We start from the raw sequence: 23,507 nt of genomic DNA, 5'->3' as shown, positions 1-23,507 counted from the left end.
ACAGCACTCTGCAACGGTGCTATATGCTCACGGTATAGCTGGCGAAAACGGTCAGGAAACCGTCAAGTGAACGGCGTTAAGCATTGACGCCAGAACGAATCCCCCACCAATGGCAAGCACTATCGTGCAGATGCCGACGACGATCAATGTCTTGCGATATTTGGCGACGCGTTCGGCCAGCGTAGAGGCGCAGAAGAATGAGGCGAATCCGAGAATACCACCGTTGATTCCCGCCATGACCGTGTTGTTTTTCGACACGATCTGCCCTGTGGCAGGGCCTGCGATCATGTTCATGATGCCAAGAACCACCCAGATGGTCCAGACAGCGAATGCTATAGCGCCGATGATCGAATAAACGATCGGCTGGGCTTTTCGCTTCATGCGGTACGCGAACGATTCCGCACACCAGAGCAATGCGAAGCCGACGATATAGGTGAACGCCACTGCGAGCAGCATGGCGACGAGCGCCCACGGCAGCAGCGGGAACAGGTTGGGGATGAATCCCACATACATCGGCGCGCAGACCAGTTCGCACACGCATAGCGTCGCGGCGATGATGATGGCCTGTGTCAGCATGATCGGCATGCCGCTTTTCTCGTGAACCGTGACACTCCCCTGTTGTGTTGCTGCCATCTCGCTCCCTCATTTGTTCGGTCGGGCAATATGGCCAGTGTAAAAACACGTGTGTCGTCCGGTGTTACGATTCGGTGACTTGTGTCAACACCCACGAAACATCGAGTGAAAAAACGCCCGCCGAAAACGGCGGACGTGAGAAGTGCCTCCAGCGGGACTCGAACCCGCAAGCCGAAGCGATTGATTTTAAGTCAACTGCGTATACCAATTTCGCCATGGAGGCAACTGTTCAATTATGCCACATCACTGCGCATCGAGCAATGAGCGGCCCAGATCGAGGATCAGACCGTCGAGCAGACCGTGCTCGCTCGCCACATATGAATCGATATGTGCGCCGTGATCGCGTCTGGCGGCTTCGGAAACGCGAGCCAGCACGCGATTCCATACGAGAGCCCCACCACCGACCACGTCGATGCGCCCTGGATGAATGGTCTTGTAGGTGGCGCGTTCGGCTCGACTCATGTGCAAGAACTTGTCGTCAACGGCGAATGCGGTCTCGAAATCCATGCGCACGCCGTCAACGGCTGAATGATCGTATTCGGGAAGGCGCATCGCCAAGGCGGTCATCGTGGTCACAGTGCCCGACACGCCGATGATCGTGTTGGCTTTCCCCGCTTCCACTGTTTCGAACGCTTCGCTGATATGTGCGTCGATGTCGTCGACCGCCGCCGCTACCTCTTCGTCGGTCGGCGGATCATGGTGCAGGTGACGTTCCGTCATGCGCACTGATCCGATGTTCATCGAGAACGCAGACTCCACCTTTGTGGTCGGCGTGTTCGTGCCATCTCCGCCCAGCACCAGTTCGCATGAACCGCCACCGAGGTCGACGACCAGATATGGCGCCTGCACTGCTGGATTCTTCTCGACCGAACTGCTGGCGGCCAGGAAGCTCAGATCGGCTTCTTCGGTGCCTGAGATGACTTCTGGACGCACACCGAGAATCGATTCCACGGTGTTCTCGAACTCATCGCGGTTTTCGGCGTCACGTGTGGCTGATGTGGCGACGAAGCGGATCGCATCCACCGGATGCTCGTCGAGAATCGCTTTGAACTCGCGTACCGCCGCGTAAGTGCGTTCCAATGCTTCCTCGGAGAAGCGATGCGTCTCATCGACGCCTTGGCCGAGTCTGACGACTCGTAGCACTCGCGGCACGATATCGGTGGCACCGTGCTCATCAACCCGCGCGATCTTCAACCGAATCGAATTCGTTCCGCAATCGATTCCCGCGACAGTCACACTTGTCATAGCCCTCTCCTCCATATCAGTCATTCACATTCGATGTGCCGTCATCGGCACTGGCCGTTGCGCAACGGCATACGTTCGGATCGAATTCATCTCGCATGCGTTCGAGTGCCATGTCGCCTATCGGGTTGACGCCGGGCCCCATGACCAATGATTGTGCGACAAGAGCATGCAGGCATTTGACGCGCGTCGGCATTCCTCCAGCGCTGATCCCCTCGATGTGCTCTTCACTATCGTGCAATCTCTGTGCAAGAGCATGACGGAATTCAAGATATTGCCGGTGAGCGTTCGCATACTGCTCGCGCAGTTGCTCGTCGGTAGCCAGCATATCGTTGAATTCTTTCATCGCACCCGTGGCTTCCAGGTGTGAGGCGGCTTTCACCGCTTCAGGACTCGTCAGATACATGGTCGTCGGGAATGGTATGCCTCCTGGCAGCAGCGGGCGTGTGATGACCACGAGTGGGGTTCCGTCGTGCGCGCATCTGGCTCCGACTGCGACCATACCGCGCGGATACCTGCCGAGTTGCGCCTCCACAGTGTCGATGTCGTCTTGTGTGGCCGGGGAATCCATGATTCGCGTGAGGATCTGCTCAATCTGCTCTGTTGCCATATTGTTGCCGTTCATCTAAGTACTTTGTGGACTGTGTATTACTGCTTATCATTGTTGCGTGCTGCTTTGAGCGCCGTCTGTGGTGGTCGTCTGTGACTGCGCATCGTTGTTCGTTGCGCTACCGCTTTGAGCCGTTTGTTTTTGGTCATCGGCTTCTTTGAACGAATACGCAAGCTCGCTGTACCATGGCAGACTGTTCGATTGCTTGCTATTAGCGTTGGATTGCGTGTCTGTCTGTGCTTTCTGCCCAGTGACGGCCTCCGGATGCTCGACTTTGATGGCCTGCTCTCCAGGGAACACATAGCCGAGTCGCTCTCTGGCCTGTGCAGTGACATATGCGGTGTCGTTCCATCGTGCGATGTCGTTCTCGAGATCTTTTTCTGTGCGGTGAGCGACGCCTCCTGCTTCTTCAGCGAGTTCAGTTCCGATAGATTGATCGCATACGTGTGGAATGCTGAGATGATTTGGATGGAGCCGACTGCAATCACGAATAATGCTAGGAAGAACGCGATGGGACCCGCGTTCGTTCGCCTGGACCGTGTTTTCGTCTGCGTCGCAGATTGATCCTTCGAGGATTTCGATGTGGACTGTGATGCGCGAGAACGGTTAGTCATATATACGAAAATACCCGTCGCATTCGACGATGCGACGGGTATTGACGGAACATTCGCTAGTTCGCGATGTTCAATGCACTACTGTGACTTGCGCAAAAGCGCGTACGATCACATGTACTTCTTGCAGGCCTTGAACGCGCTGTAGCCAGCGTATTCTGCGGTCGAACCGAGCTCTTCCTCGATCTCGAGCAGGCGGTTGTACTTGGCGATGCGCTCGCCACGTGCAGGTGCGCCGGTCTTGATCTGGCCGGTGTTCTTGGCGACGGCGAGATCGGAGATCGTGGTGTCTGGGGTTTCGCCGGAACGGTGGGAAACCATCGAGGTGAAGCCGTTCTTCGTGGCCAGTTCGATGGCGTCGAGGGTCTCGGAAACGGTGCCGATCTGGTTGAGCTTGACGAGCAGCGAGTTGCCGGCACCCATGTCGATGCCCTTCTTCAGGCGCACCGGGTTGGTGACGAACAGATCGTCGCCGACGAACTGCAGGCGATCGCCGAGAGCTTCGGTGATCTTCGCCCAGTCTTCCCAGCCCTCTTCCTGGAATGGATCCTCGATGGAGACGATCGGGAACTGGTCGACAAGCTTCTCGTAGAAGTCGAGCATGTAGGCCGAGTCGCGATCTTCGCCGTCGAAGTGATACTTGCCGGTCTCCTTGTTGTAGAACTCGGAGGATGCGACGTCGAGTGCGATGCCGATCTGCTTGCCCGGCTCATAGCCTGCGGCGGAGATGGCGTCCATGATGTACTTGAGGGAATCCTCGTTGGTCTTCATCTTCGGTGCGAAGCCACCCTCATCGCCGAGGCCGGTTGCCAGGCCCTGCTTCTTGAGCACGTTCTTGAGGGTGTGGTAGACCTCGACACCTGCCTGCAGAGCCTCGCTGTAGGTCTGGAAGCCGTATGGGGAGATCATGTATTCCTGAATGTCGGTGGCGAAGTCAGCGTGTGCACCACCGTTCATGATGTTCATGTTCGGAACAGGCAGAACATGGCCGTTGGTGCCGCCGATGTAGCGGTACAGCGGAAGCTCGGCGCTTTCGGCAGCGGCATACAGTGCAGCGAGGGACACGCCGAGGATGGCGTTCGCACCCAGACGGCCCTTGTTCGGAGTGCCGTCGAGCTCGATCATCAGATCGTCGAGCGCACGCTGGTCGGTGGCGTCCATGCCGATCACCTTCGGGGCGATCTCTTCATTGACGGCCTTAACGGCGTTGAGAACGCCCTTGCCCTGATACACGGACTTGTCGCCATCGCGACGCTCCCATGCCTCAGCTTCGCCGGTCGAAGCACCGGAAGGAACAAGACCCAGGCCACGAGCACCGTCGTCGGTGTCGAGAACGACCTCAACGGTCGGGTTGCCACGGGAATCAAGAATCTGGCGTGCGTACACGCTTTCAATTGCTGCCACAACTTCTCCTTTTGTGCATAGGTTGTGATGACACCATCTAGCGTAATGAGATTCTTGGACGATTCATGAGTGTCGCCTGAAAAAATGTGAGCGTTCACGTAATGTTCTCAGCGGCACGACACGCGCATTGTCCCGCCCGTTCAGCAACAATGACCATCGACACGGGGTGCCCGGGCCAAGATCGTAAAAATGCTGGTGCCGTCGGCGGTTGACGCGGACGGCGAAGCGGATCGGCTGGGCTGAGATCACACTCGTTGAACCTGACATAGGCAATGCTATCGAAGGGAATGTCATGACACAATCCGTCGTTGACGACACCCAAATTTCCGCTGTTTCCGGCACAAGCGCGCATTTCACGGCCGACGCAGCCGGCACGTCGCGCATCCGCACTTCCGGTGAGGGGCTGCATGAATGCGATATGCGCGCCGGCTTCAGGCTGCGCGTGCATGCACAACAAGCATCGCGGGCGGCATCGCGGACGTTCGCAGCATGGGCGTCGAGCCTTGCGCTGCTCGCCTGCTGGGCGTGGGCGACACAGTCGCCGGACTCGAACCGTACCATGCCTTCCCCCGGCGAAGTCATACGCGCCTTCAGCGATCTGAATGCGGAAGGGTTGTGGTGGCCGTCCGTCGGCATCAGCGTGATGCGCGTGGCGGCCGGACTGGTCATCGGCGTGTTGCTCGGTGTGCCGGCCGGCGTACTGTCCGGCGCAAGCAGCATCGGACACGCGATCATCGACAAACCCATCCACATGCTACGGGCGATTCCTTTCCCCGCGCTGGCTCCGCTGCTGATTGTGCTGCTGGGCATCGGCGAGACGATGAAGATCGCATTGATCGCCATCGGCGCGTTCGCACTGATTTACATCAATGTCCGTGACGGCGTGCGGAACGTGGATCCGCGTCTGCTGGAACTCGCACGCGCCTACCATCTGCCCAAGCGCACGGTGTTCACGCGTATTCTGCTGCGTGGCGCGCTTCCCCAGTTCCTGACCGGCCTACGGTTCGCGCTGACCGTTTCATGGATTGCGTTGGTGACGTGCGAGACGGTGAATGCATCGGCTGGCATCGGCTACATTCTCTCGCGTTCGCAGCAGTTCTACCGCACCGATCAGATGGTGCTGTGCATCGCGGCATACGCGGTGCTCGGCCTGTTGAGTGAATGGGTCGTGGGCAGCATCGAACGTATTGCCGTGCCATTGCGCGCGTCAGCTAACTAGCGTCAGGTTCCCGTCAGTATTCAATTCATCCCATATTTGCGCGCATACTCATGCGCGCTTGGAGGAACCATGTCTATTACAACCATTGCACGTAAAGCCGCTGCTCTCGCATGTTCGGCCACGCTCGTGGTATCCATCGCGGCCTGCGGTACGACCTCGGAGGCCGAACATGACACAATGCGTGTCGCATACCTGTCCACGGCAAATTATCTAACGACTGTGCGCAACGAAGATTTTCTATCTGCTGCCATGAACAGCACAGACGTCGCATTCACTGGACCATATAATCCGACCGACGCATACGCCGCGGTGCTGTCCGGCAATGCCGATGCGACGAGCACCGGCACCGGCTCGTTCATCAATTTCGTGGCGAACAAACAACCGTGGGTGGCGTTCGCCATCGAGTACTACACCGGCGATTCGCAGGGCATCGTGGCGTCGAAGCAGTCCGGCGTCACCGATTTGGAGGGGCTGTATGGCAAAAGGTGGCAATCATCAAACATGGCGGCACCGGTGACTATGTGCTGCACAAGGCGTTCGAACATGCAGGCCTCGACGTGAACAAGGTCGATGTGGTGGAGATGAGTCCGAGCAATTTTCAGGCGGCGTTCACCTCCGGGCAGATCGATGCGATCGCGTCGTTCGACCAGAATCTCGCCGCCGCGATGACGACTCCGGGGGCGAAGCTGTTGGCGGATGCCACCGAGTACGGCAACCGCAACGTGTCGATCCACATGGTGTCGCGCACGTTCGCCGACGCGCATCCGGAGGCGGTGAAGGCGATGTACAGGGCATTGGTCAGGGAATCGGATGCCGCACAGCATGATCCATCGATCATCACCGATGCATACCGCGAGTTCGGCGCGTCCGACGCCGTGGCGAACCAGATTGCGAAATTCAATGTGCCGGTGATTAAACCGATCGATGCGGATGGCTTGGCGATGCTGGAAGCGCAGGCCAAGGAGTACGCGGACTTCGGCTTCATCGGCTCGATGCCAGACCTCGCTTCCGCGACGATGGATTGCAGCGCATGAGCGGCGCTCCCCTCGTCACGCTGGAGCATGTGGGGCGCTCATTCGATGAGCGACCCGTGCTCGAAGACATTTCGCTGGAGATTCGCTCCGGTGAATTCGTGTCGCTGATCGGCAGATCGGGTTGCGGCAAATCGACGCTGCTGCGCATCATCGCGGGTTTGATCGAACCCACCCATGGCGCAAGAACACTCAATGGTACATATGCCTTCGGTTTTCAGGACGCCCGCCTGGTGCCGTGGCTGCGCGTGTGGGACAACGTGACGCTTGGCATGGCAGGCGATTCGCGGAAATCCGCGCACCTGAGCCAGCGGCTTGGCAGCACGGCGCGCAAGGCATTGGCGCGTCGTGCCTTGGAGCATGTGCAGCTGCCCGATGTTGCGAACCAATGGCCGCAAACGCTGTCCGGCGGTCAGATGCAACGCGTGTCGCTGGCACGGGCGCTTGTGCGTGATCCGGATCTGCTGCTGCTCGACGAACCGTTCGGCGCATTGGACGCATTGACCAGATGGGACATGCAGAACCTGCTGCTCGACCTGCGGCGTCAAAGTCGCGCGTCAAACTCAGACGGGTTCGCAACGATTATGGTGACCCACGACATCGATGAGGCGCTGCGGCTGTCCGACCGTGTGCTTGTGTTGCGTGACGGTCGCATCCACGACGAACTGCGCCTCGACGCCGCATCGCACCGTCCACGAAACCATGCGGCTTTGGAGCGTCTCCTCCGCGAATCCCTCCGTGCCTAAGAATTTTGCTGGTGGGGATATAAAACGCATCTGGGCTCACCTATCCGAATTTGGAAAATGGCTATTTTTCAACGAAAACGATTCGAGGATACTTGAGGCCTTGAGCGTTTTATATCCCCACCAGCGAAATTTAGGGACGGGGCTTGTGCTGCCACGCCAGATCGTCGAGCAGCTGCTCCGTCCAACGCAGCACGGCATCCGAGTCCATCGGCCCGGATCCCATCGAACCTTCGAATGGTGTGGGAATCGTATACATATGGGTCAATGGGCGGTATTGCGCTCCCGGGTATATGCGGCTCATACGCAGTTGCACCGATTCGGGCGGGTCGATTTTCGAGACGCGCAGCTTGCGCCCCTGACCGATGATCTCGCTGATGCCCAACGCACGGGCTTTCTCTCGCAACCGCGCCACATCGAACAACGATTCGAACACCTGCGGAGGCTTGCCGTAGCGGTCGGTGAGCTCATCTCTCAGCTCGGTGAGATCATGCTCGTTGCGCGCGCCGGCGAGTTTTCGGTAGGCTTCGAGACGCAACTTGTCGGAATTGATGTAGTCCACCGGAATCGACGCCTCGATCGGCAGGTCGATGGTGACGGCAACCGGTTCGGCGCGTTCCGGATCCTTGTAGTCTTCGATGGCCTCGCTGACCATGCGCACATACAAGTCGAAACCGACGCCTTCGATGTGCCCGCTTTGTTCGTCGCCCAGCAGGTTGCCGGTGCCTCGCAATTCGAGGTCTTTCATCGCCACGTCGAATCCGGCGCCCAGCGCGGTGTTCTGCGCGATCGTCACCAAGCGTTCATGCGATTGCTGCGTCATCGGCTTGCTCGGGTCATACAGGAAATAGGCGTAGGCCCTGTCTCTGCCGCGTCCGACACGCCCTCGTAGCTGATGCAGCTGGCTCAGGCCGAACCTGTCGGCACGGTCGACGATCAGCGTGTTCGCGTTCGAAATATCCAATCCGGTTTCGACGATCGTCGTGCACAGCAGCACGTCAATGTCGCGGTGCCAGAAGTCTCGGATGATCTGGTCAAGCTGTTTGCGCCCCATTTTCCATGCGCGATGCCGATTCTGGCTTCCGGCACGAGTTCCTGAAGAGCACGGGCCTTCTCATCGATGTCGTTGACGCGGTTGTGCACGTAGAACACCTGGCCGCCTCGCAGCAGCTCCCTGCGGATGGCCGCAGTTACCTGTGCATCCTCGTAGGCGCCCACATAGGTGAGCACCGGCAGACGATCCTCCGGCGGAGTCGCCAACGTCGACATCTCACGGATGCCGGTGACGGCCATCTCCAACGTTCGTGGAATAGGGGTCGCCGACAGGCTCAGCACATCGACGTTCGTGCGCACTGCCTTCAGCGTCTCCTTGGCCTCCACGCCGAAGCGTTGCTCTTCATCGATGATGACGAGACCGAGATCCTTGAACTTAATGTGTGGGTTGAGCAGTTTATGTGTGCCGATCACCACATCGACCGTGCCGTCGGCCAGACCTTTGATTGTGTCGTTGATCTCCTTGGTGCTCTGGAAGCGGCTCATCGGCTTCACGTTCACCGGGAAGCCTTCGAAGCGTTCGCTGAACGTCTCCCAATGCTGTTGCACCAGCAACGTCGTCGGCACGAGCACGGCCACCTGTTTGGAGTCTTGCACGGCTTTGAACGCGGCGCGGATGGCGATTTCCGTTTTGCCGAAGCCGACGTCACCGCAGATGAGCCGGTCCATCGGCATTGGCTTTTCCATATCGGCTTTGACATCGTCGATCGTGGTCAGCTGGTCGGCGGTCTCCTGATATGGGAACGCATCTTCCAATTCCTTCTGCCATGGCGTGTCTTTGCTGAAGGCAAAACCTTTGGCGCGCTGGCGAGCGGAATACAGGTGGATGAGGTTCTGTGCGATCTCGTGAACGTGCTTTTTCGCTTTCGCTTTGGTCTGTGCCCAATCGGAGCCACCGAGCTTGTTGAGTTTCGGGATCTCGGCACCGATGTATTTGCTCACTTGGTCGAGCTGGTCTGTGGGTATGAACAGCTTGTCGGGCGGTGCATTGCGTTTGCTCGGCGCATATTCAATGACGAGATATTCGCGGGTCGTCTGGTTCTTGCCGGAGCCCGTGGTGCGCTGTCGCATTTCAACAAAACGGCCGATGCCGTGCTGCTCGTGCACAATGAAGTCGCCGGGCTTCAGCTCCATCAAGTCGATGGACTTACGGCGTTTACGTGGTGTTTTCGCACCTGCTGCGACGCTGGAGCGCCCGGTGAGATCTCGCTCGGTCAGCAATGCCGTTTTTGATGCGGCATCAATGAAGCCATCTTGTGCTTGGGAACGGATGGTGTTGAATTGCGTGACACCGATTTCATGCAGCATGCGGGTCAGACGGCTCAATATGCCGTGGGCTGCCGCGGTGACGGTCAACTCATACCCATCTCGAATCAGTTCGCCGAGATGGTCTTCGGCTCGCTGCTCGCTGCCGTGGAAGTCTTGCGGTGCCATTGCATCGATCTGCACATGCCCCGGCAGTGAGGAGTCGACGGTGAAACCACTGATTTTCCAGAGTTCATGACGCGAATAGGTGAGCTGCCCCACCACTTCGTCGTAATCGAGGAAGTTGGCTGAATCGAATGAAATCGGCGCCCCTGCTCCATGCCCCGATGCCGCCACATGCCAGCTGGTGGCGAGGAATTCGTTCGCCGTTTTCACCAGATCATCGACCGCGCGACGCAGGCGTTCGGGGTCGAACAGCATGACGATGGCATCCTGTGGCAGCATGCTCGACACGGGGACGAGATCGTCGACGAGGGCGGGAATCAACGATTCCATGCCCTCCTGTGGAATGGCGTTCGCAATGGATTCCAGCAGGTCATCGGCATTGGGAATCGAACCGATAAGCGAGCGCGCACGGTCGCGAATCGCATCGGTCAGTTGCAGTTCACGGCAAGGCGCAGCCCACAATGAATGCAAGCTGTCGCCATACGTACGTTGATCCGAGGCATGGAACTGCCTGATCGTGTCGATCTCGTCGCCGAAGAATTCGATGCGTACCGGGTGCGGTTGCGTCGGCACGAACACGTCGACGAGTCCACCACGCACTGCGAATTCGCCACGGTCCATCACCAGATCGACTCGTTTGTATGAGTTGCGCACCAACGCTTTGACTGCGTCTTCGAGCGCGATATGCTCACCTTGCGCGAACACCAGTGGTTTCACGTTGCCGATGCCGGCGACCACCGGTTGTATCAGCGAACGAACCGGCATGACCAGGATGCGGATCGGCCCGAACATGTCGCTGCCCTGTTGTGGATGGCACAGGCGATAGAACGTTTCCATGCGGTTGGCCACCGTGTCTGCCCTTGGAGACAGCCTCTCATGCGGCAGGGTCTCCCACGCCATCAGTTGGGCGATCTGCTGGGGATCCCCGTCGTACCATGAGCGCAGATCCCCCATCAGGTCTTCGGCATCTCGCCCGGAGGGAACGACGATAACAACTGGTTTGCGAGCGGCGCTCGCCGCAGCCAAAGCAGGACGTATACCGTCCGGTGAGCCGATCAGCAGACTTGGATCGCCATCATCGGCGGCATCGATCTCTCCACGAACCAAGCCGGCGAACGACGCATCGTGCATGAGACGTTCACGGACGCCTGTCAGCGAACCGTTAAGTAGATCCTCGTGCTGGTGGTCGTTCCGTGAAGCTGTGTCGGTTGCGTTCTTCGCGCGGTTAGCGGGCATTGAATTTGTCCTGCGCTTTCGTCAATCCATCGAATACGATCATTTCGGCGGCATCCGCACCGTCTGCGAGGAATTCCGGCAACTGTTTGCGCTGTGATGCACTGAATTCTCCGAGCACCCAGTTGATCGTGTTGTTGTGAGCGTCGCCGGAACGGCTGGCATGGCCGACCCCCATGCGTACGCGGGCATAGTCGTTTGTATGCATGCAACGGTCGATCGATTTGATGCCGTTATGCCCGCCTGCCGAGCCGCCTACTTTGAGTTTGATGCGGCCGAATTCCAAATCCATGTCGTCGTGGATCACGATGATGTGCTCTGTTGCGATGTGGTAGTACTCGCGAATGGATTCCACCGCCTGGCCAGAGTCGTTCATATATGTCAGCGGTTTGCACAGGAACACTTTCGCCATCTGCCCGCCAAGGCTCATCGTTCCTTTCCCAAGCTTGGCAAGTCCTTTATGGTCGCCGAAATGGATGCCCCATCGTTGTGCGAGTTCGTCGACTGTCATGAATCCCATGTTGTGGCGTGTGTTGCTGTATTTCGCCCCTGGGTTGCCCAATCCTGCGATCAGCCAGAAATCACCGGCCATTGCTCTCCTTCACGTTTGCGCTGCTGTTTTGAAAAATCATGGTTGTGCAGCAGCCTATAGTCACAAATCTATGTACCAATAGCTCATATCGTGCAATATTCCTTTGGCATCATACGCCGCCTCCGGCATTTCACCGAACTTCTGGAATCCGGCTTTGCGTACGAGCGCATTCGATGCGGTGTTCTCTGCGAAGATGATCGCACACGCCTTGCGCATCGAACGTGCACGGCACTCTTCGAGCAGTGTGCGCAGCGCGAACGTGCCGATTCCTCTACCCTGCCAATCCGGGTCGAGGTAATACGCCAGATCGCACACGCCATCGTAGCCTGGGCGGTCATAGAACACCGACAGTGCGCTGAATCCCACCGGCGTCATTGCACCGGTATCATCGGTGTGCTCGAGTATGAACACGGCGTATGGATCAGTGTGCCCTGCCAGCCATTGCGCGCGCGACTCATAGGTGACCGGCGCCGTATCTGCCGTGGAACCGCCACGCATCACGGCCTTATTGTAGATGTTCGTGATCACGGCCACATCTTGAGCGGTGGCCAAACGGTAGCTCAGATCTTCCATGGTTTCAGCATAGCGCGCGGCTCCACGCTACTTTTAGCAGTCTACCGAGGTATGGGAATGGGGTCGCATACTCATGTGAGTGTGCGACCCCATTCGTTGACTTGTCAGTTGCAATCTGGCAAATGTGAACTCTGCGATTTATTTATCGAGTTCCATTGCCTTGTTGATAGCCTCTTCCAGTCTCTTCTGCGCTTCGCCATATGCACTCCAGTCTCCCGACTTCATAGCCTTGTCGGAATCCTGCATGGCAGTGTTGGCGTCTTGCAGTGCTTTCGACAGTTCCTGACTGTGAGCAGTGCCGCTCGTGCCAGAAGAGTCTTTCTTGTCGGATTGCTGGTTCTGCGTGCTTTGGCCTGTGGAGGAGTCCTGCTCCGCATCTGCGTCCCCGGCCTGTGCTCCGGAGTCTCCGCCGAACACCTGGTTGAGCGCCTCGTTCAGCGTGTTCGCGAAGCCGACCTGATCGCCGAAGGCGACGAGCACTTTCTTGAGCAGCGGATAGCTCGTCGCTCCCGAAGACTTCACATATACCGGTTCGACGTACACAAGACCGCCACCAAGCGGCAACGTGAGCAAATTGCCCCGCTCCACCTGTGTGGAACCGGATTCGAGCAGATTGAGTTCCTTCGACACGTCGGCGTTCGCATTGAAGTTGTTCTGTGCCTGCCCCGGACCCGGCACGTTCGAATCCTTCGGCAGTTCCTGCAAACGTATCGTTCCGTAGTTGGAACCCTTGACGCCCTTGGTGGTGCCCGCGTCGGAGTCGACCGAGAGGAAGCCCGTCAGAATCTCACGCGTGCTCGAACCTGCAGGAATGTATGTGGAGGTCAGTGAGAAGATCGGCTCCTTCGAACCTCCGGTCTGCAATGTCAGGTAATACGGCGGCTGCAGCACATCGTGACTCTGTTCGCTCTTCGTGGCGGTGGGATCCACAGGGGTCTGCCAGAAGTCTTCTCCTGAGAAGAACTGGCTGGCGCTCGTCACATGATACTTCGCGAGCAGCTGGCGTTGCACCTTGAACATGCCCTCCGGGTAACGTATGTGCGACATCAGTTCGCCGGAGATCTCCGACATCGGATGGTATTGACCGGGGAAGATGCTCTGCCATGCCTTGAGCACGGGGTCGGATTCGTCCCATGTGTAGAGGTCGACGGAACCGTCGTATGCGTCGACGGTCGCCTTCACCGAGTTGCGCATGTAGTTGACCTCTTTGTTGCTGAGCCCCTGCACCGTTTGCGAGGAAATGGTGGTGGAGTCTTCGGTCGCATCTGCCAAGTCGACTTTCTGCGCGTACGGATAGTTGCTTGACGTTGTGTAGCCGTCGACGATCCACTTGACGCGACCGTTCACAACCGCCGGGTATACGCGGCCGTCGAGGGTCAGGTATGGCGCCACCTTCGCCACGCGCTCTTTCGGGGAGCGGTCGTAGAGAATCTGCGAATCGGAGTTCACGCGGTCGGAGAACAGTATCTGGTCGGAACCGAATTTGATCGCATAGATCAGTCTGGAGAAGATGTTGCCGATGCGTGGACCGCCATCGCCATCGAACGTGGTTGTGGCGCCCTCCGATCCGGTCGGATAGTCGAACTCCCACGAACCGGTGCCTTCAGGCGCGCCGACGATCGAATATTCCGGCGCTTCCGGCGAGAAGTAGATGCGCGGCTCGTAATGCTGCGTATCGGTCAGATACCCTTGCGTCGGGATGCCGTATTCGAAGAACTCGGGCTGGCCGTCGCTCGTCACCTTGTTGCCGTAGGCGGCGACGACACCATAGCCGTGCGTATACACGGTATGGTCGTTCACCCAATTGCGGTTGTCGTTGCCTGCAAGATTGATTTCACGTGCCGCGATGACGGTGTCTTGGTTGACTCCGTTGATGTCGTATTTGTCGACGGCGAGCGTGTCGGCAAACGTATAGTATTGCTTCATCTGCTGCAACTGCTTGAACGTCGGCGAGACGATCTGCGGATCGAGCAGACGGATCTGCGCGGCGGTTTCAGCGTCTTCCTGCAATGCTCCCGCCTGCGCCTTCGTCGTAGCCTTGTATTCCTCGGTCTTCATATTGTTCAACCCGTATGCCGTGCGCGTCGCATCGATGTTGCGTTGAATATATGTCGACTCCATCTCCTGTGCGTTCGGATTCACACGAAAACGCTGCAACAGCATCGGCCACAATGTCGACAAGAGCAGGCCGACGACGAGCGTTGCCGCTATAGCGATCGTCGGTACACGCCATGCCGCCCAAGCGGTAGCGAACGACGTGTTCTGGCGTGATGGCGTCTCGTCAAACGTATGCGACGTCATGAGCCATACGGCGAGCACAACGCCGAGCACGGCGGTGAGCACAGCCATGATCAACGTCACCGGAATGCCGGCGTTCACCGCCGTATAGTTCGCTCCAGTGAAGCGGTCTCCATCCGCGGTCAGCGACGAGAACACGGAGAGCGCCTGGCTCACAGCCCACGACAGCATCCACAGGATCAGCCAGATGCTGATCTGACGGCGGGCGCGGGTCGTCATCGTGAACAAGCCGCGACCATGCACCGGCATCGTGAAGCGGATGCCGCTCATCGCAATATGCGTGAGAACGCTGAACACGAGCGCCACGAACATGAGCAACGTGAATGCGGAGACCAACAGACGCAGACCGGGCAGTACGAACACGTAGAAGCCATTGTCGATGCCGAACTGAGGGTCCTTGGTGCCGAACTGCTTGCCATGGAACATGAGCAGGATCTCGGTCCAGTTCGAGTTGAAACGCGATCCGAACGCCAGTCCAGCGATCAACGAGATGACGACGGCCACGCGACGCGCATTGCGCGAACTCACGCTTTTGCCGATCTCGATGGTGTCGCCGTTGATGCGGATCGTCGAACCATCGGCGAAATCGGGGCGCGCACGAATCGCCAATGTCGCCGCGAGGTAGCTCACCAACACCATGACGAGCGCATAGAACACCCACAAACCAACACGCGTGCCCAACAGCGTCCAGACTATGCTATGGAAGCCGATCTGCGCATACCACATCACGTCAGCCGCGAACGACGACAATGCGAAGAACAATGCGATCACAACGGCGATGACCGCTACGGTGATGATCAATGCGCGATGATGGCCTTTCGGTCGTCCGGACCCGTTGGATTTGCGTGCCAGACGCGGAGAATTCGGGGGTGCACCGGCAGGTGAATGCCGAGCGTGCGCACCGGACTCCCCTTCGGTTTCTATGTTGACGACGATCGGATCATCCTGCGAATCATTTCGCGACCGACGAGGCCCTGAACCGGCCCCGAACAGCGAATCGAAATCAAAAAAGACATTCGGTCATTCTATCAATGGGAATCACCATCGTATAGGGGCAATATGCCCTTGATTGTGTTTTCTGCGCCGTTTCTCCACGTTCAGGCAAAGGCGCATGCGTCGCCCAGTGCCTACAATGGGCATGGTCTGCACACGACACCGTGCAACAGCGACGAGAGAAACGGAACACAAATGGGCATGAAACATCAGGCGGACGATGACTCACGTGGCAAACGGCGGATCGCGCTGATCGTCACCGTGGTGGCATTGGCGATCGCGGTATGCTTGGCCGTCACCGTCTGGGCGCTCTCCCATCGTTCCGCCGCGCACAACGCATCGCAGCAGACGTCTTCGCAAAGCGCCGCTTCGAATACTGCCAACTCCTCAGACTCTGCTGCGCCTTCCACTTCGGATTCTTCGAAGGCCACGTCGTCTCAAAACGATGCGCAGGCACGGGCCGACAGCATTGTGGGGGGCATGAGCCTTGACGACCGCGCCGGACAACTGGTGATGGCAGCACTGCAATATGGCACCGATGCCAGCTCGTTGCAAAGCGTGATCGAGCAGCAGCATGTGGGCAATGTGATTTTGATGGGTAATTGGACGAGTGGGGTACAAGGTGTCGCATCCGCCAGCAATGCGTTGCAATCGTATGCTTCGCAAGCCGGTCTGCCGGCTCTGCTGATCGCCACCGATCAGGAAGGTGGCATGGTGCAGCATCTCACCGGAGCCGGTTTCGCCACGATACCAAGCGCCGTCGAGCAAGGTCGTATGAGTGTGGATCAGCTCCGCTCCTCCGCCGCGTCTTGGGCCGCACCATTGAAGCAGTCAGGTGTTAACGTCGATCTCGCTCCATCCGTCGACACAGTGACGATAGATCGTGCATCCAATGCGCCGATCGGAGCATTGGATCGTGATTTCGGTTTGGACGCCCAAGGCAACGCCGAGCATGCGGTCGCCTTCATCGAGGGGATGCGTGATGGCGGGATTGGCAGTGCTGTCAAGCACTACCCAGGACTGGTTCGGTGCAGGGTAACACTGATTTCACCGCTGATGGCATAACCGACACGAGTACTACAAGCGATAGCGCTCAGATACAGGCTTTCACCACCGCCATCAAGCAGGGTAAGCCGGCGATGGTGATGATGTCTCTCGCAACGTATTCGCAGATAGACCCGAATACTCCGGCGGCGTTCTCGCACAAGATCGTCACCGACATTCTTCGCAATGGCACGCCATATGACGGTGTTGTGATCTCTGATTCGCTGTCTGCCAGTGCAGTCGGTAACGTTGCCACAGATCAGCTTGGCGTTCGCCTCATCGAAGCGGGTGGCGACCTGGCATGCGTGAATTCACCGGACTACACGCAGCCGATCGTGGACGGCATTCGTGAAAAGGCCGCCACCGATGCCGATTTCGCGGCACAGGTGACGGCCAGCGCGAAACGAGTGATCAAGCTCAAAATCGAGCTTGGACTCATCTGAGCCGCTTACGCGAACTGCGAGTTGTAGAGATGCGCGTAAGCGCCGTTCTTCTCCATCAGCTGTTCGTGCGTTCCCTGTTCGAGAATATCGCCGTGCTCCATGTAGAGGATCAGATCGGCGTCACGAATCGTGGAGAGCCTGTGCGCGATGACGAAGCTCGTACGATGTTCCATCAACGCGTTCATTGCGGCTGCGATCTGTTCCTCGGTGCGGGTGTCCACCGAACTGGTGGCTTCGTCGAGGATGAGAATCGCGGGATCCGCCAGGAACACGCGGGCGATCGTCAACAGCTGACGCTGCCCGATCGACAGGTTCGCGGCCTCGTTGTCAAGCACCGTATCGTAGCCGTTCGGCAGCGTGCGGATGAAGTGGTCGACGTGTGCGGCTTTGGCTGCGGCGACGATCTGCTTGTGCGTGGCGTCCGGCTTGCCGTAGGCGAGGTTTTCGGCCACCGTGCCGCCGAACAGCCATGTGTCTTGCAGCACCATGCCAAATTGCTTGCGCAAGTCTGCTCGCGTCATCTTCGCCGTGTTCACACCGTCAAGCGTGATCGCGCCGGAGTCGATGTCGTAGAAGCGCATGAGCAGGTTGATGAGCGTCGTCTTGCCTGCGCCGGTCGAGCCGACAATCGCGATCTTCTTGCCGGGTTCGGCCACGAAGTCGACGTCGTGCATCAGCGTTTTGCCTGGCTCGTAACCGAACTTCACATGCTTGAATTCCACACGTCCACGCACCGGTTCGGCAGGTTCGAGTGCCGGCGATGGGTCGGGCGTCTCCTCCGGCGAGTCGAGCAATGCGAACGTGCGTTCTGCGGAGGCGAGCGACGATTGCAGCGAGTTGATCATGTAGCCGGCTTCGGTGATCGGCTCGCCGATCTGGTTGATGTATTGGAAGTACGCCTGTGTCACACCGATGCTCATGCGTCCCTTGATCATCATCCACCCAGCCAGCAGTGCAACCAGCACCTGCGAGAAGCGGTTGATCATACGCACGAGCGGGTTGATGACCTGCGTGAGGAAATCGGCGCGCTGTGCGATGACACGTGTGCGTTCGGTGATCTCACTGACGGTATCGATGCTGCGCTCCTCACGGTTTGATGCCTTGATCACATCGCGGCCCTGATAGTATTCCTCGACGACGCCGGTGAGTTCGCCAACGACTTCCTGACGTTGCGCAGCGGCGGCCAGGTTCTTCGAGGCGACGATTTTGGTGATCGCCACGTTGATGGCCATGACCGCGAGGAACACGAGCGTCAACTGCCATGAGTAGACGAACATGATGATCAACGCGCCCACAGTGCCGACGATTGCGTTGATCAGACGCAGCAAACCGTTCTGCATCGTTTCGCTGATGCGGTCGAGATCGTTGGTGACTCGGCTCAACACCTCACCCGGCTTGTTGCGGTCGAAGAACCGCAATGGCAGCACCTGGAGTTTGGCGCTGATCTGCTCACGCAACGTCAGATTCAGCCGTTCAGCGACCGACGCCATCAGGTATGTCTGCGTATAGTAGAACGCCCATTCAAGCAGATAGAGCACGGCGAGCACACCGATCTTCCAACCGATGCCATCAGTGGCGAGCGAGAATGCAACGTGAGCTTTCCACGTTTGCTGCACCACTTTCCACAGGTCGTCGACGACGATTGCACTGTAGACGGGGCCGGCAAGATGCACGACCGTATAGCAGACGATCGAGCAGCAGACCACAATCAGTCGGGTGCGCTGATTGCGCAGTTGCGCGAACAGCCGTTTCGCCGTACGCCACGCGTCCTTTGGAGTGTCATCTTCCTCTTCCGGAGCATCGTAGTGCTGCTCCGGTTCACTGAACGGCCCCTCATTGGGGTGCTCGCTGCCGTGCATCGACCTGTCGTCTTCAACGATCGTGTCGGTGGCGTGCAGTGCGTCGAGTTCATTCAATTCGTCGGTCATGCTCTACTCCTCCCCAATCGTTTGCGGTTGTTTGGTTTGTGATTCGACTATCTGCCGGTACACATCGCAGTGTTCCACCAGTTCGTCGTGCGTGCCGATGCCTGCGATGCGTCCTTCGTCAAGAACGACGATCTGGTCGGCGTGCGCGATCGTGTTGACACGCTGTGCGATGATGAGCACGGCGCGCTCGCCCATTTCATCCCGCAATGCAGCACGCAATTTCGCGTCGGTGGCGAAGTCGAGCGCGGAGAACGAGTCGTCGAAGATGATGAGCTGCGCGTCACCCACGAGAGCGCGGGCGATGGACAGCCTCTGACGTTGCCCGCCTGAGAAATTCGTGCCACCCTGCGCGACGCGCGCGTCAAGCTCCTCGGGAATATCGGAGACGAACTCAGAGGCCTGAGCCACGTCAAGCGCATGACGCAGATCTTCGGCATTGGCGTCATCGTCACGGTAGCGCAGGTTCTCCGCTATCGTTCCGGAGAACAGCCATGCTTTCTGCTGCACGTAGGCGATCGCCTTGTGCAGGTCATGCTGGCTGACGCGTCGCACATCCACGCCGTCGATGAGCACTTCGCCCTCCGTCGCGTCATGCCAGCGCATCGCCAGCGACGCCAACGTCGACTTGCCCGAACCGGTGCTGCCTATGATCGCAGTGGTCGTGCCCGCACGGCAGGTGAACGAAATGCCTGTGAGCGAATCTTCCTGAGCATCCGGGTAGCGGAAGCGCACATCGTCGAAACGCAACACCTCGCCGTCCTCCGGCACGTGCAGCTGATTCAGCGGCACCGCTTGTTCCGGTTCGGGGTCGCGGATCTCCGGCGTGTAGTCCAGCACAGCGCTCACACGGCAGCAGCATTCCAATGCGCGCGGCAGCATGGCGATGATCATCTGCGCGAACATCATGTACATGAGGCACATGAGCCCGTATTCGATCATCGCGATGATGTCTCCTATCTGGAATTCATGTGCGGCGATATGCGAGCCAGACAAATAGAACACGAGGATGATGAACAGGTTGATCATCAAATACGACAGTCCGTCAAGGTTGGCGAATAGTCGGTTCGCCTTGATCGACGTGTTCGCATAGTCACGGAACGTCGTGTTCATGCGCTCGCGCTCGTAATCCTCCTTGCCGAACGCGCGGATCACGCGCACGCCGGTCAGGTTCTCCAACAGCACTGCGCCGATGCGGTCGAGCAGTTTCTGGAGTCTGCGGTAGAGCGGCGCTGCTTGTGTCAAGATGAATGCGGCGATGACCATGACGATGGCGAGCACGCCGACGAGCCACCACGACAGCGTGACGTTGAGTCGGAACGCCAATGTCATCGCGATGACGAACACGAACGGCACCGGCATCATCATGAAGATGAAGTCCGTCAACGCAACCTGAATGTTGACGACGTCGTTCAGTGTGCGCGTCACCATCGAAGCGGTGCCAAACCTGCGGAAGTCGAACCGTGAGAGCTCAAGCGACTTCGTGTAGAGCGCGTCGCGGATGTCTTTGGCGATGTGCGCGCTCAATCGCGTGGCACAATACACACCCAAGATGGAACCCACACCGGCCACGAGCGAGGCGATGGCCATGTTGAGGCAAGTTTGCGCGATGTCACCGAAGGCGACGTCTGCCGCACTTTGATTGAGCAAGTGCGCCACGTACGTTGGAATGAGCAACGCGGCGAACACGTCCACGAATGACAGGATCACGGTGAGCGCCGCAAGTAATTTGTATGGTCTCATGAAATGGAGGACCAAACGCATGAAATTCCTTTCACTGGTTGTTGGCAAAAACAAAAAATCCGTTTGGCTCGTGGTTTTGCGCGCCAAACGGATGTGATGATTCGAACTGTACAGCTCAGTGCTGTTCGAGGTTCAGTGGCTTGACACGGCCGGAATCGAGCAGTTCAGCGAGCGCAGAGGGGCCGTCGAGCACAGCCGTTGCAGCCTGGTCGATCATCAGACTGATGCGCGCATTGGGCAGGATTCCCTCGCAATATGCATACACCGGCTTACCCAGTGCATAGGCATAGCCCATCGTGAAGATGGTGCCTTCATCTTTGTCATCGAAATTGGCGATCACCGCACGTGAGTTCTTAAGCGCTTCAATGCGGTGCTCGAACACTGCCTCCGGGCCGGAAACGTTAACGTCCATGGCGAAACGCGGGCGGTACATGCTCATGTTGCGGTCGTGGAGCACGCGTTCGAGGCGTTCCATGCTTTCCACCTGCTCGGCGGTTTCGTATGGGCCGGCGACATAGAAATCGTAGATCGGCTTTGACGACGTGAATGTGATCGTGTTGTTGGTTTCAAGATTTTCCATAAGCTCTATTGAACCTCCATAACGTCATCGATCGATGGAATTGGCTGTAAGCAATAATACTCGCGACACAACCGCGTTTGCATCACTACAATGAGTGCGTCGATGCACGGCATTCCCCTCGCCGAGGAAAGGAACACTCATGGACTCAACGACGACTCAGCATTCAAATATGCGTCTGGAACATGACGTGATCGGAACGATGGAGATTCCGCAGAACGTGTATTGGGGCATCCACACGCAACGAGCCATCAACAACTTCACCGTTTCAGGCATCGCCGACGGAACACATACCGCATTGGTCCGCGCTTACGCCACCGTCAAACGCGCCTGTGCGATCGCCAATTATCAGCTTGGCGAACTCGACAAAAACAAGGCACACTATATCGAGCAGGCATGCTTGGAGATTGAGAACGGCGCTCTCGCCGACCAGTTCCCAGTCGACGTGCTGCAGGGCGGCGCTGGCACGAGTCTGAATATGAACATGAACGAGGTGATCGCCAATCGCGCACTCGAACTGGCTGGAAGACCTCGCGGCGATTATGACTTCATTCACCCAAATGATGACGTGAATAAGAGCCAGTCCACGAACGACACGTACCCTGCCGCTTGCAAGCTCGCCATTCTGCAAGGGCTGGAACCGTTGCGCCAATCAACGCAGAAACTTCGTGAAGCGTTTCACAGCCAAGCTGATGAACATGCCGACGATGTGAAAATCGGTCGCACGCAGTTGCAGGATGCCGTGCCGATGACGTATGGGCAGGAGATACACGCGTGGGCGAGTTTCCTTGCAGGTGACCTTGAGGCGATGCGCCTGCTGACGCGGCGCTTGTGTGTGCTCAATCTGGGTGGCACCGCGATCGGCACCGGCATTTGCGCTGACCTGCGTTTCCGTACAACAGTGACTTCGGTTCTCGCCGATATCACTGACCTGCCGATCACCGCTGCTTCGGATCCTGTTGCTGCCGTCACTGACACGAGTTCCTACATCGAGGCGAGCGCCGTGTTGAAGAATCTGGCTGTGCATCTGAAGAAGGCCGCCGATGACCTGCGGCTGCTCAACTCCGGTCCGCGTTGCGGTTTCGGTGATCTGACGGTTCCGCCGCGTCAGGCCGGCTCGTCGATCATGCCCGGCAAGATCAACCCGGTTATTCCAGAATGTGTGGACCAATGCTGCTTCACTATCTTCGGCATGGACGTGACCGTCAACTGGGCGTGCGCGGAAGGTCAACTGCAATTGAACGCGTTTGATCCGCTTATCATTCACGAGATTCTGACCGCAATGACGCTGGAGATCAATGCGATGGACATGTTCCGCACCAAATGCGTTGACGGTTTGGTGATCAACGCCAAACAGGGGTTGCGCGATGCCCAGATGTCACCGTCGATCAGTGCGGCACTCAATGAGTGGATCGGCTATGAGCAGGCGATGGCCATCGCCAAAGAAGCGGTGGCTACGGGACGCTCCGTTCATGATGTGGCAAAGGAGCGCACCGACATCAATCCGACGGAGCTGGAGTCGCTGCTTGACATCGCCGCAATGTCGCGCAAACTCGGCCAGACATGCCGTGATGTGGACGCTGACGGCAATATCGTCACGCCGGAAAATCTGTGACACTTCGCAAAAACCGTGTGTGCGGAACTGCGCAATGGTGGCAAGCAGCTCAAATGACATCGCTTGATATGCCTGTCCATCCATCGCCCAAAATATGAGATTCTTCATAAAATCTTCATAAAACCATTGACTTGCGGATTGATCGCGAATATCAATGGAGTGCATGAGCACAACCACCAAACCACCGTCGCGCAACGTTCCGACGGCACCGATGACGCTTGAACAATGCCCGTTGAACACCGACATGGTGATTGAAGGCATCGGGCTTGACGACCGGCATCGGTTCCGCATGCTCGAGCTGGGACTCCGCGACGGTGTGACCGTGCGAGTGATTCAGAAATCGAATTTCGGTGGCCGTGTCGTAGCGAAGGCCACCGAACGCATCGCACTTGATAAGGCCACTGCCGACTGCATTCGCGTTCGGCCTGTTTGATGCTTGTACACAAGTGTTCCGCTATCTGCACGTCGGTTTCCCGTCACGTTGCATGACCGAC

Annotated in this window: 14 protein-coding genes, 1 tRNA gene and 4 pseudogenes; 6 read left to right on the top strand and 13 right to left on the bottom strand. The window is 58.0% G+C overall.

Annotation, left to right across the window (positions count from 1 at the left end):
* Nucleotides 1–51: 51 nt before the first annotated feature.
* From GSD1FS_RS01380 to eno, 6 genes and pseudogenes are all read right to left on the bottom strand, one after another.
* Nucleotides 52–633, bottom strand: coding sequence for a cadmium transporter (locus GSD1FS_RS01380; RefSeq protein ID WP_246165684.1), 582 nt, complete (start codon nt 631–633; stop codon nt 52–54).
* A gap of 143 nt (nt 634–776) precedes the next feature.
* A tRNA-Leu gene (locus tag GSD1FS_RS01375) sits at nt 777–856 on the bottom strand.
* Nucleotides 857–876: 20 nt separating this feature from the next.
* On the bottom strand, nt 877–1,878 hold the full coding sequence (locus GSD1FS_RS01370) for a Ppx/GppA phosphatase family protein (protein WP_155588043.1): 1,002 nt from the start codon (nt 1,876–1,878) through the stop codon (nt 877–879).
* Between the two features lie 16 nt (nt 1,879–1,894).
* Nucleotides 1,895–2,485: a DUF501 domain-containing protein gene (locus GSD1FS_RS01365; protein WP_155588216.1), complete on the bottom strand. Its 591-nt coding sequence runs from the start codon at nt 2,483–2,485 to the stop codon at nt 1,895–1,897.
* A gap of 48 nt (nt 2,486–2,533) precedes the next feature.
* A pseudogene (locus GSD1FS_RS01360) lies at nt 2,534–3,099 on the bottom strand (FtsB family cell division protein).
* 108 nt (nt 3,100–3,207) lie between these two features.
* Nucleotides 3,208–4,500 carry a phosphopyruvate hydratase gene (gene eno / locus GSD1FS_RS01355; protein WP_343030154.1) on the bottom strand — a complete coding sequence of 431 codons (1,293 nt, stop codon included), beginning with the start codon at nt 4,498–4,500 and terminating at the stop codon, nt 3,208–3,210.
* Between the two features lie 418 nt (nt 4,501–4,918).
* Here eno and GSD1FS_RS01350 point away from each other — a divergent pair, with 418 nt between their 5' ends.
* The 3 genes and pseudogenes from GSD1FS_RS01350 to GSD1FS_RS01340 all read left to right on the top strand — a co-directional run bounded on the left by GSD1FS_RS01350 (nt 4,919) and on the right by GSD1FS_RS01340 (nt 7,496).
* A complete protein-coding gene (locus GSD1FS_RS01350; protein ID WP_155588215.1) occupies nt 4,919–5,719 on the top strand; it encodes an ABC transporter permease in 801 nt (266 codons plus the stop codon).
* A 69-nt stretch (nt 5,720–5,788) separates the two neighbouring features.
* Nucleotides 5,789–6,753: pseudogene (locus GSD1FS_RS01345) on the top strand (ABC transporter substrate-binding protein).
* The gene (locus GSD1FS_RS01340; protein ID WP_155588042.1) at nt 6,750–7,496 is read left to right on the top strand and encodes an ABC transporter ATP-binding protein; all 747 of its coding nucleotides are present in this window, start codon (nt 6,750–6,752) and stop codon (nt 7,494–7,496) included. The pseudogene GSD1FS_RS01345 and the gene GSD1FS_RS01340 overlap by 4 nt, the downstream one beginning before the upstream one ends.
* A 130-nt stretch (nt 7,497–7,626) precedes the next feature.
* Here the strand turns inward: GSD1FS_RS01340 and mfd are convergent.
* The 4 genes and pseudogenes from mfd to GSD1FS_RS01320 all read right to left on the bottom strand — a co-directional run bounded on the left by mfd (nt 7,627) and on the right by GSD1FS_RS01320 (nt 15,666).
* A pseudogene (gene mfd, locus GSD1FS_RS01335) lies at nt 7,627–11,108 on the bottom strand (transcription-repair coupling factor).
* 94 nt (nt 11,109–11,202) lie between these two features.
* Complete coding sequence (gene pth, locus GSD1FS_RS01330) at nt 11,203–11,802, bottom strand: aminoacyl-tRNA hydrolase (RefSeq protein ID WP_155588041.1); 600 nt, start codon at nt 11,800–11,802, stop codon at nt 11,203–11,205.
* A 60-nt stretch (nt 11,803–11,862) separates the two neighbouring features.
* A complete protein-coding gene (locus tag GSD1FS_RS01325) occupies nt 11,863–12,375 on the bottom strand; it encodes a GNAT family N-acetyltransferase (protein WP_155588040.1) in 513 nt (170 codons plus the stop codon).
* 138 nt (nt 12,376–12,513) lie between these two features.
* Nucleotides 12,514–15,666 (bottom strand): UPF0182 family membrane protein, encoded by a 3,153-nt coding sequence (locus GSD1FS_RS01320; RefSeq protein ID WP_155588039.1) that lies wholly within the window; start codon nt 15,664–15,666, stop codon nt 12,514–12,516.
* Nucleotides 15,667–15,732: 66 nt separating this feature from the next.
* On the opposite strand from GSD1FS_RS01320, the pseudogene GSD1FS_RS01315 reads away from it, so the two are divergent.
* Nucleotides 15,733–17,153: pseudogene (locus GSD1FS_RS01315) on the top strand (glycoside hydrolase family 3 N-terminal domain-containing protein).
* Between the two features lie 5 nt (nt 17,154–17,158).
* On the opposite strand, the gene GSD1FS_RS01310 reads toward GSD1FS_RS01315, so the two are convergent.
* The 3 genes from GSD1FS_RS01310 to GSD1FS_RS01300 all read right to left on the bottom strand — a co-directional run bounded on the left by GSD1FS_RS01310 (nt 17,159) and on the right by GSD1FS_RS01300 (nt 21,401).
* Entirely contained in the window at nt 17,159–19,081 is a 1,923-nt protein-coding gene (locus GSD1FS_RS01310) for an ABC transporter ATP-binding protein (protein ID WP_246165682.1), read from the bottom strand.
* Between the two features lie 3 nt (nt 19,082–19,084).
* The gene (locus tag GSD1FS_RS01305; protein ID WP_155588038.1) at nt 19,085–20,842 is read right to left on the bottom strand and encodes an ABC transporter ATP-binding protein; all 1,758 of its coding nucleotides are present in this window, start codon (nt 20,840–20,842) and stop codon (nt 19,085–19,087) included.
* Nucleotides 20,843–20,936: 94 nt separating this feature from the next.
* Nucleotides 20,937–21,401: a nucleoside 2-deoxyribosyltransferase gene (locus GSD1FS_RS01300; RefSeq protein ID WP_155588037.1), complete on the bottom strand. Its 465-nt coding sequence runs from the start codon at nt 21,399–21,401 to the stop codon at nt 20,937–20,939.
* A 139-nt stretch (nt 21,402–21,540) separates the two neighbouring features.
* On the opposite strand from GSD1FS_RS01300, the gene GSD1FS_RS01295 reads away from it, so the two are divergent.
* Nucleotides 21,541–23,013 carry an aspartate ammonia-lyase gene (locus tag GSD1FS_RS01295; protein ID WP_155588036.1) on the top strand — a complete coding sequence of 491 codons (1,473 nt, stop codon included), beginning with the start codon at nt 21,541–21,543 and terminating at the stop codon, nt 23,011–23,013.
* Between the two features lie 163 nt (nt 23,014–23,176).
* The gene (locus GSD1FS_RS01290; protein WP_246165681.1) at nt 23,177–23,446 is read left to right on the top strand and encodes a FeoA family protein; all 270 of its coding nucleotides are present in this window, start codon (nt 23,177–23,179) and stop codon (nt 23,444–23,446) included.
* Nucleotides 23,447–23,507: the final 61 nt, after the last annotated feature.

It is taken from the genome of Bifidobacterium canis (assembly GCF_009727065.1).
GTDB classification, from domain to species: Bacteria; Actinomycetota; Actinomycetes; order Actinomycetales; family Bifidobacteriaceae; genus Bifidobacterium; species Bifidobacterium canis.
This window is presented reverse-complemented; position numbering and strand designations above follow the sequence as displayed.

Bases quoted from the DNA above. Each gene is read 5' to 3' on its own strand.
- GSD1FS_RS01380 (WP_246165684.1), bottom strand. From the start codon at position 633: ATGGCAGCAACACAACAGGGGAGTGTCACGGTTCACGAGAAAAGCGGC.
- GSD1FS_RS01370 (WP_155588043.1), bottom strand. From the start codon at position 1,878: ATGACAAGTGTGACTGTCGCGGGAATCGATTGCGGAACGAATTCGATT.
- GSD1FS_RS01365 (WP_155588216.1), bottom strand. From the start codon at position 2,485: ATGGCAACAGAGCAGATTGAGCAGATCCTCACGCGAATCATGGATTCC.
- GSD1FS_RS01350 (WP_155588215.1), top strand. From the start codon at position 4,919: ATGCGCGCCGGCTTCAGGCTGCGCGTGCATGCACAACAAGCATCGCGG.
- GSD1FS_RS01340 (WP_155588042.1), top strand. From the start codon at position 6,750: ATGAGCGGCGCTCCCCTCGTCACGCTGGAGCATGTGGGGCGCTCATTC.
- pth (WP_155588041.1), bottom strand. From the start codon at position 11,802: ATGGCCGGTGATTTCTGGCTGATCGCAGGATTGGGCAACCCAGGGGCG.
- GSD1FS_RS01325 (WP_155588040.1), bottom strand. From the start codon at position 12,375: ATGGAAGATCTGAGCTACCGTTTGGCCACCGCTCAAGATGTGGCCGTG.
- GSD1FS_RS01310 (WP_246165682.1), bottom strand. From the start codon at position 19,081: ATGACCGACGAATTGAATGAACTCGACGCACTGCACGCCACCGACACG.
- GSD1FS_RS01305 (WP_155588038.1), bottom strand. From the start codon at position 20,842: ATGCGTTTGGTCCTCCATTTCATGAGACCATACAAATTACTTGCGGCG.
- GSD1FS_RS01300 (WP_155588037.1), bottom strand. From the start codon at position 21,401: ATGGAAAATCTTGAAACCAACAACACGATCACATTCACGTCGTCAAAG.
- GSD1FS_RS01295 (WP_155588036.1), top strand. From the start codon at position 21,541: ATGGACTCAACGACGACTCAGCATTCAAATATGCGTCTGGAACATGAC.
- GSD1FS_RS01290 (WP_246165681.1), top strand. From the start codon at position 23,177: ATGAGCACAACCACCAAACCACCGTCGCGCAACGTTCCGACGGCACCG.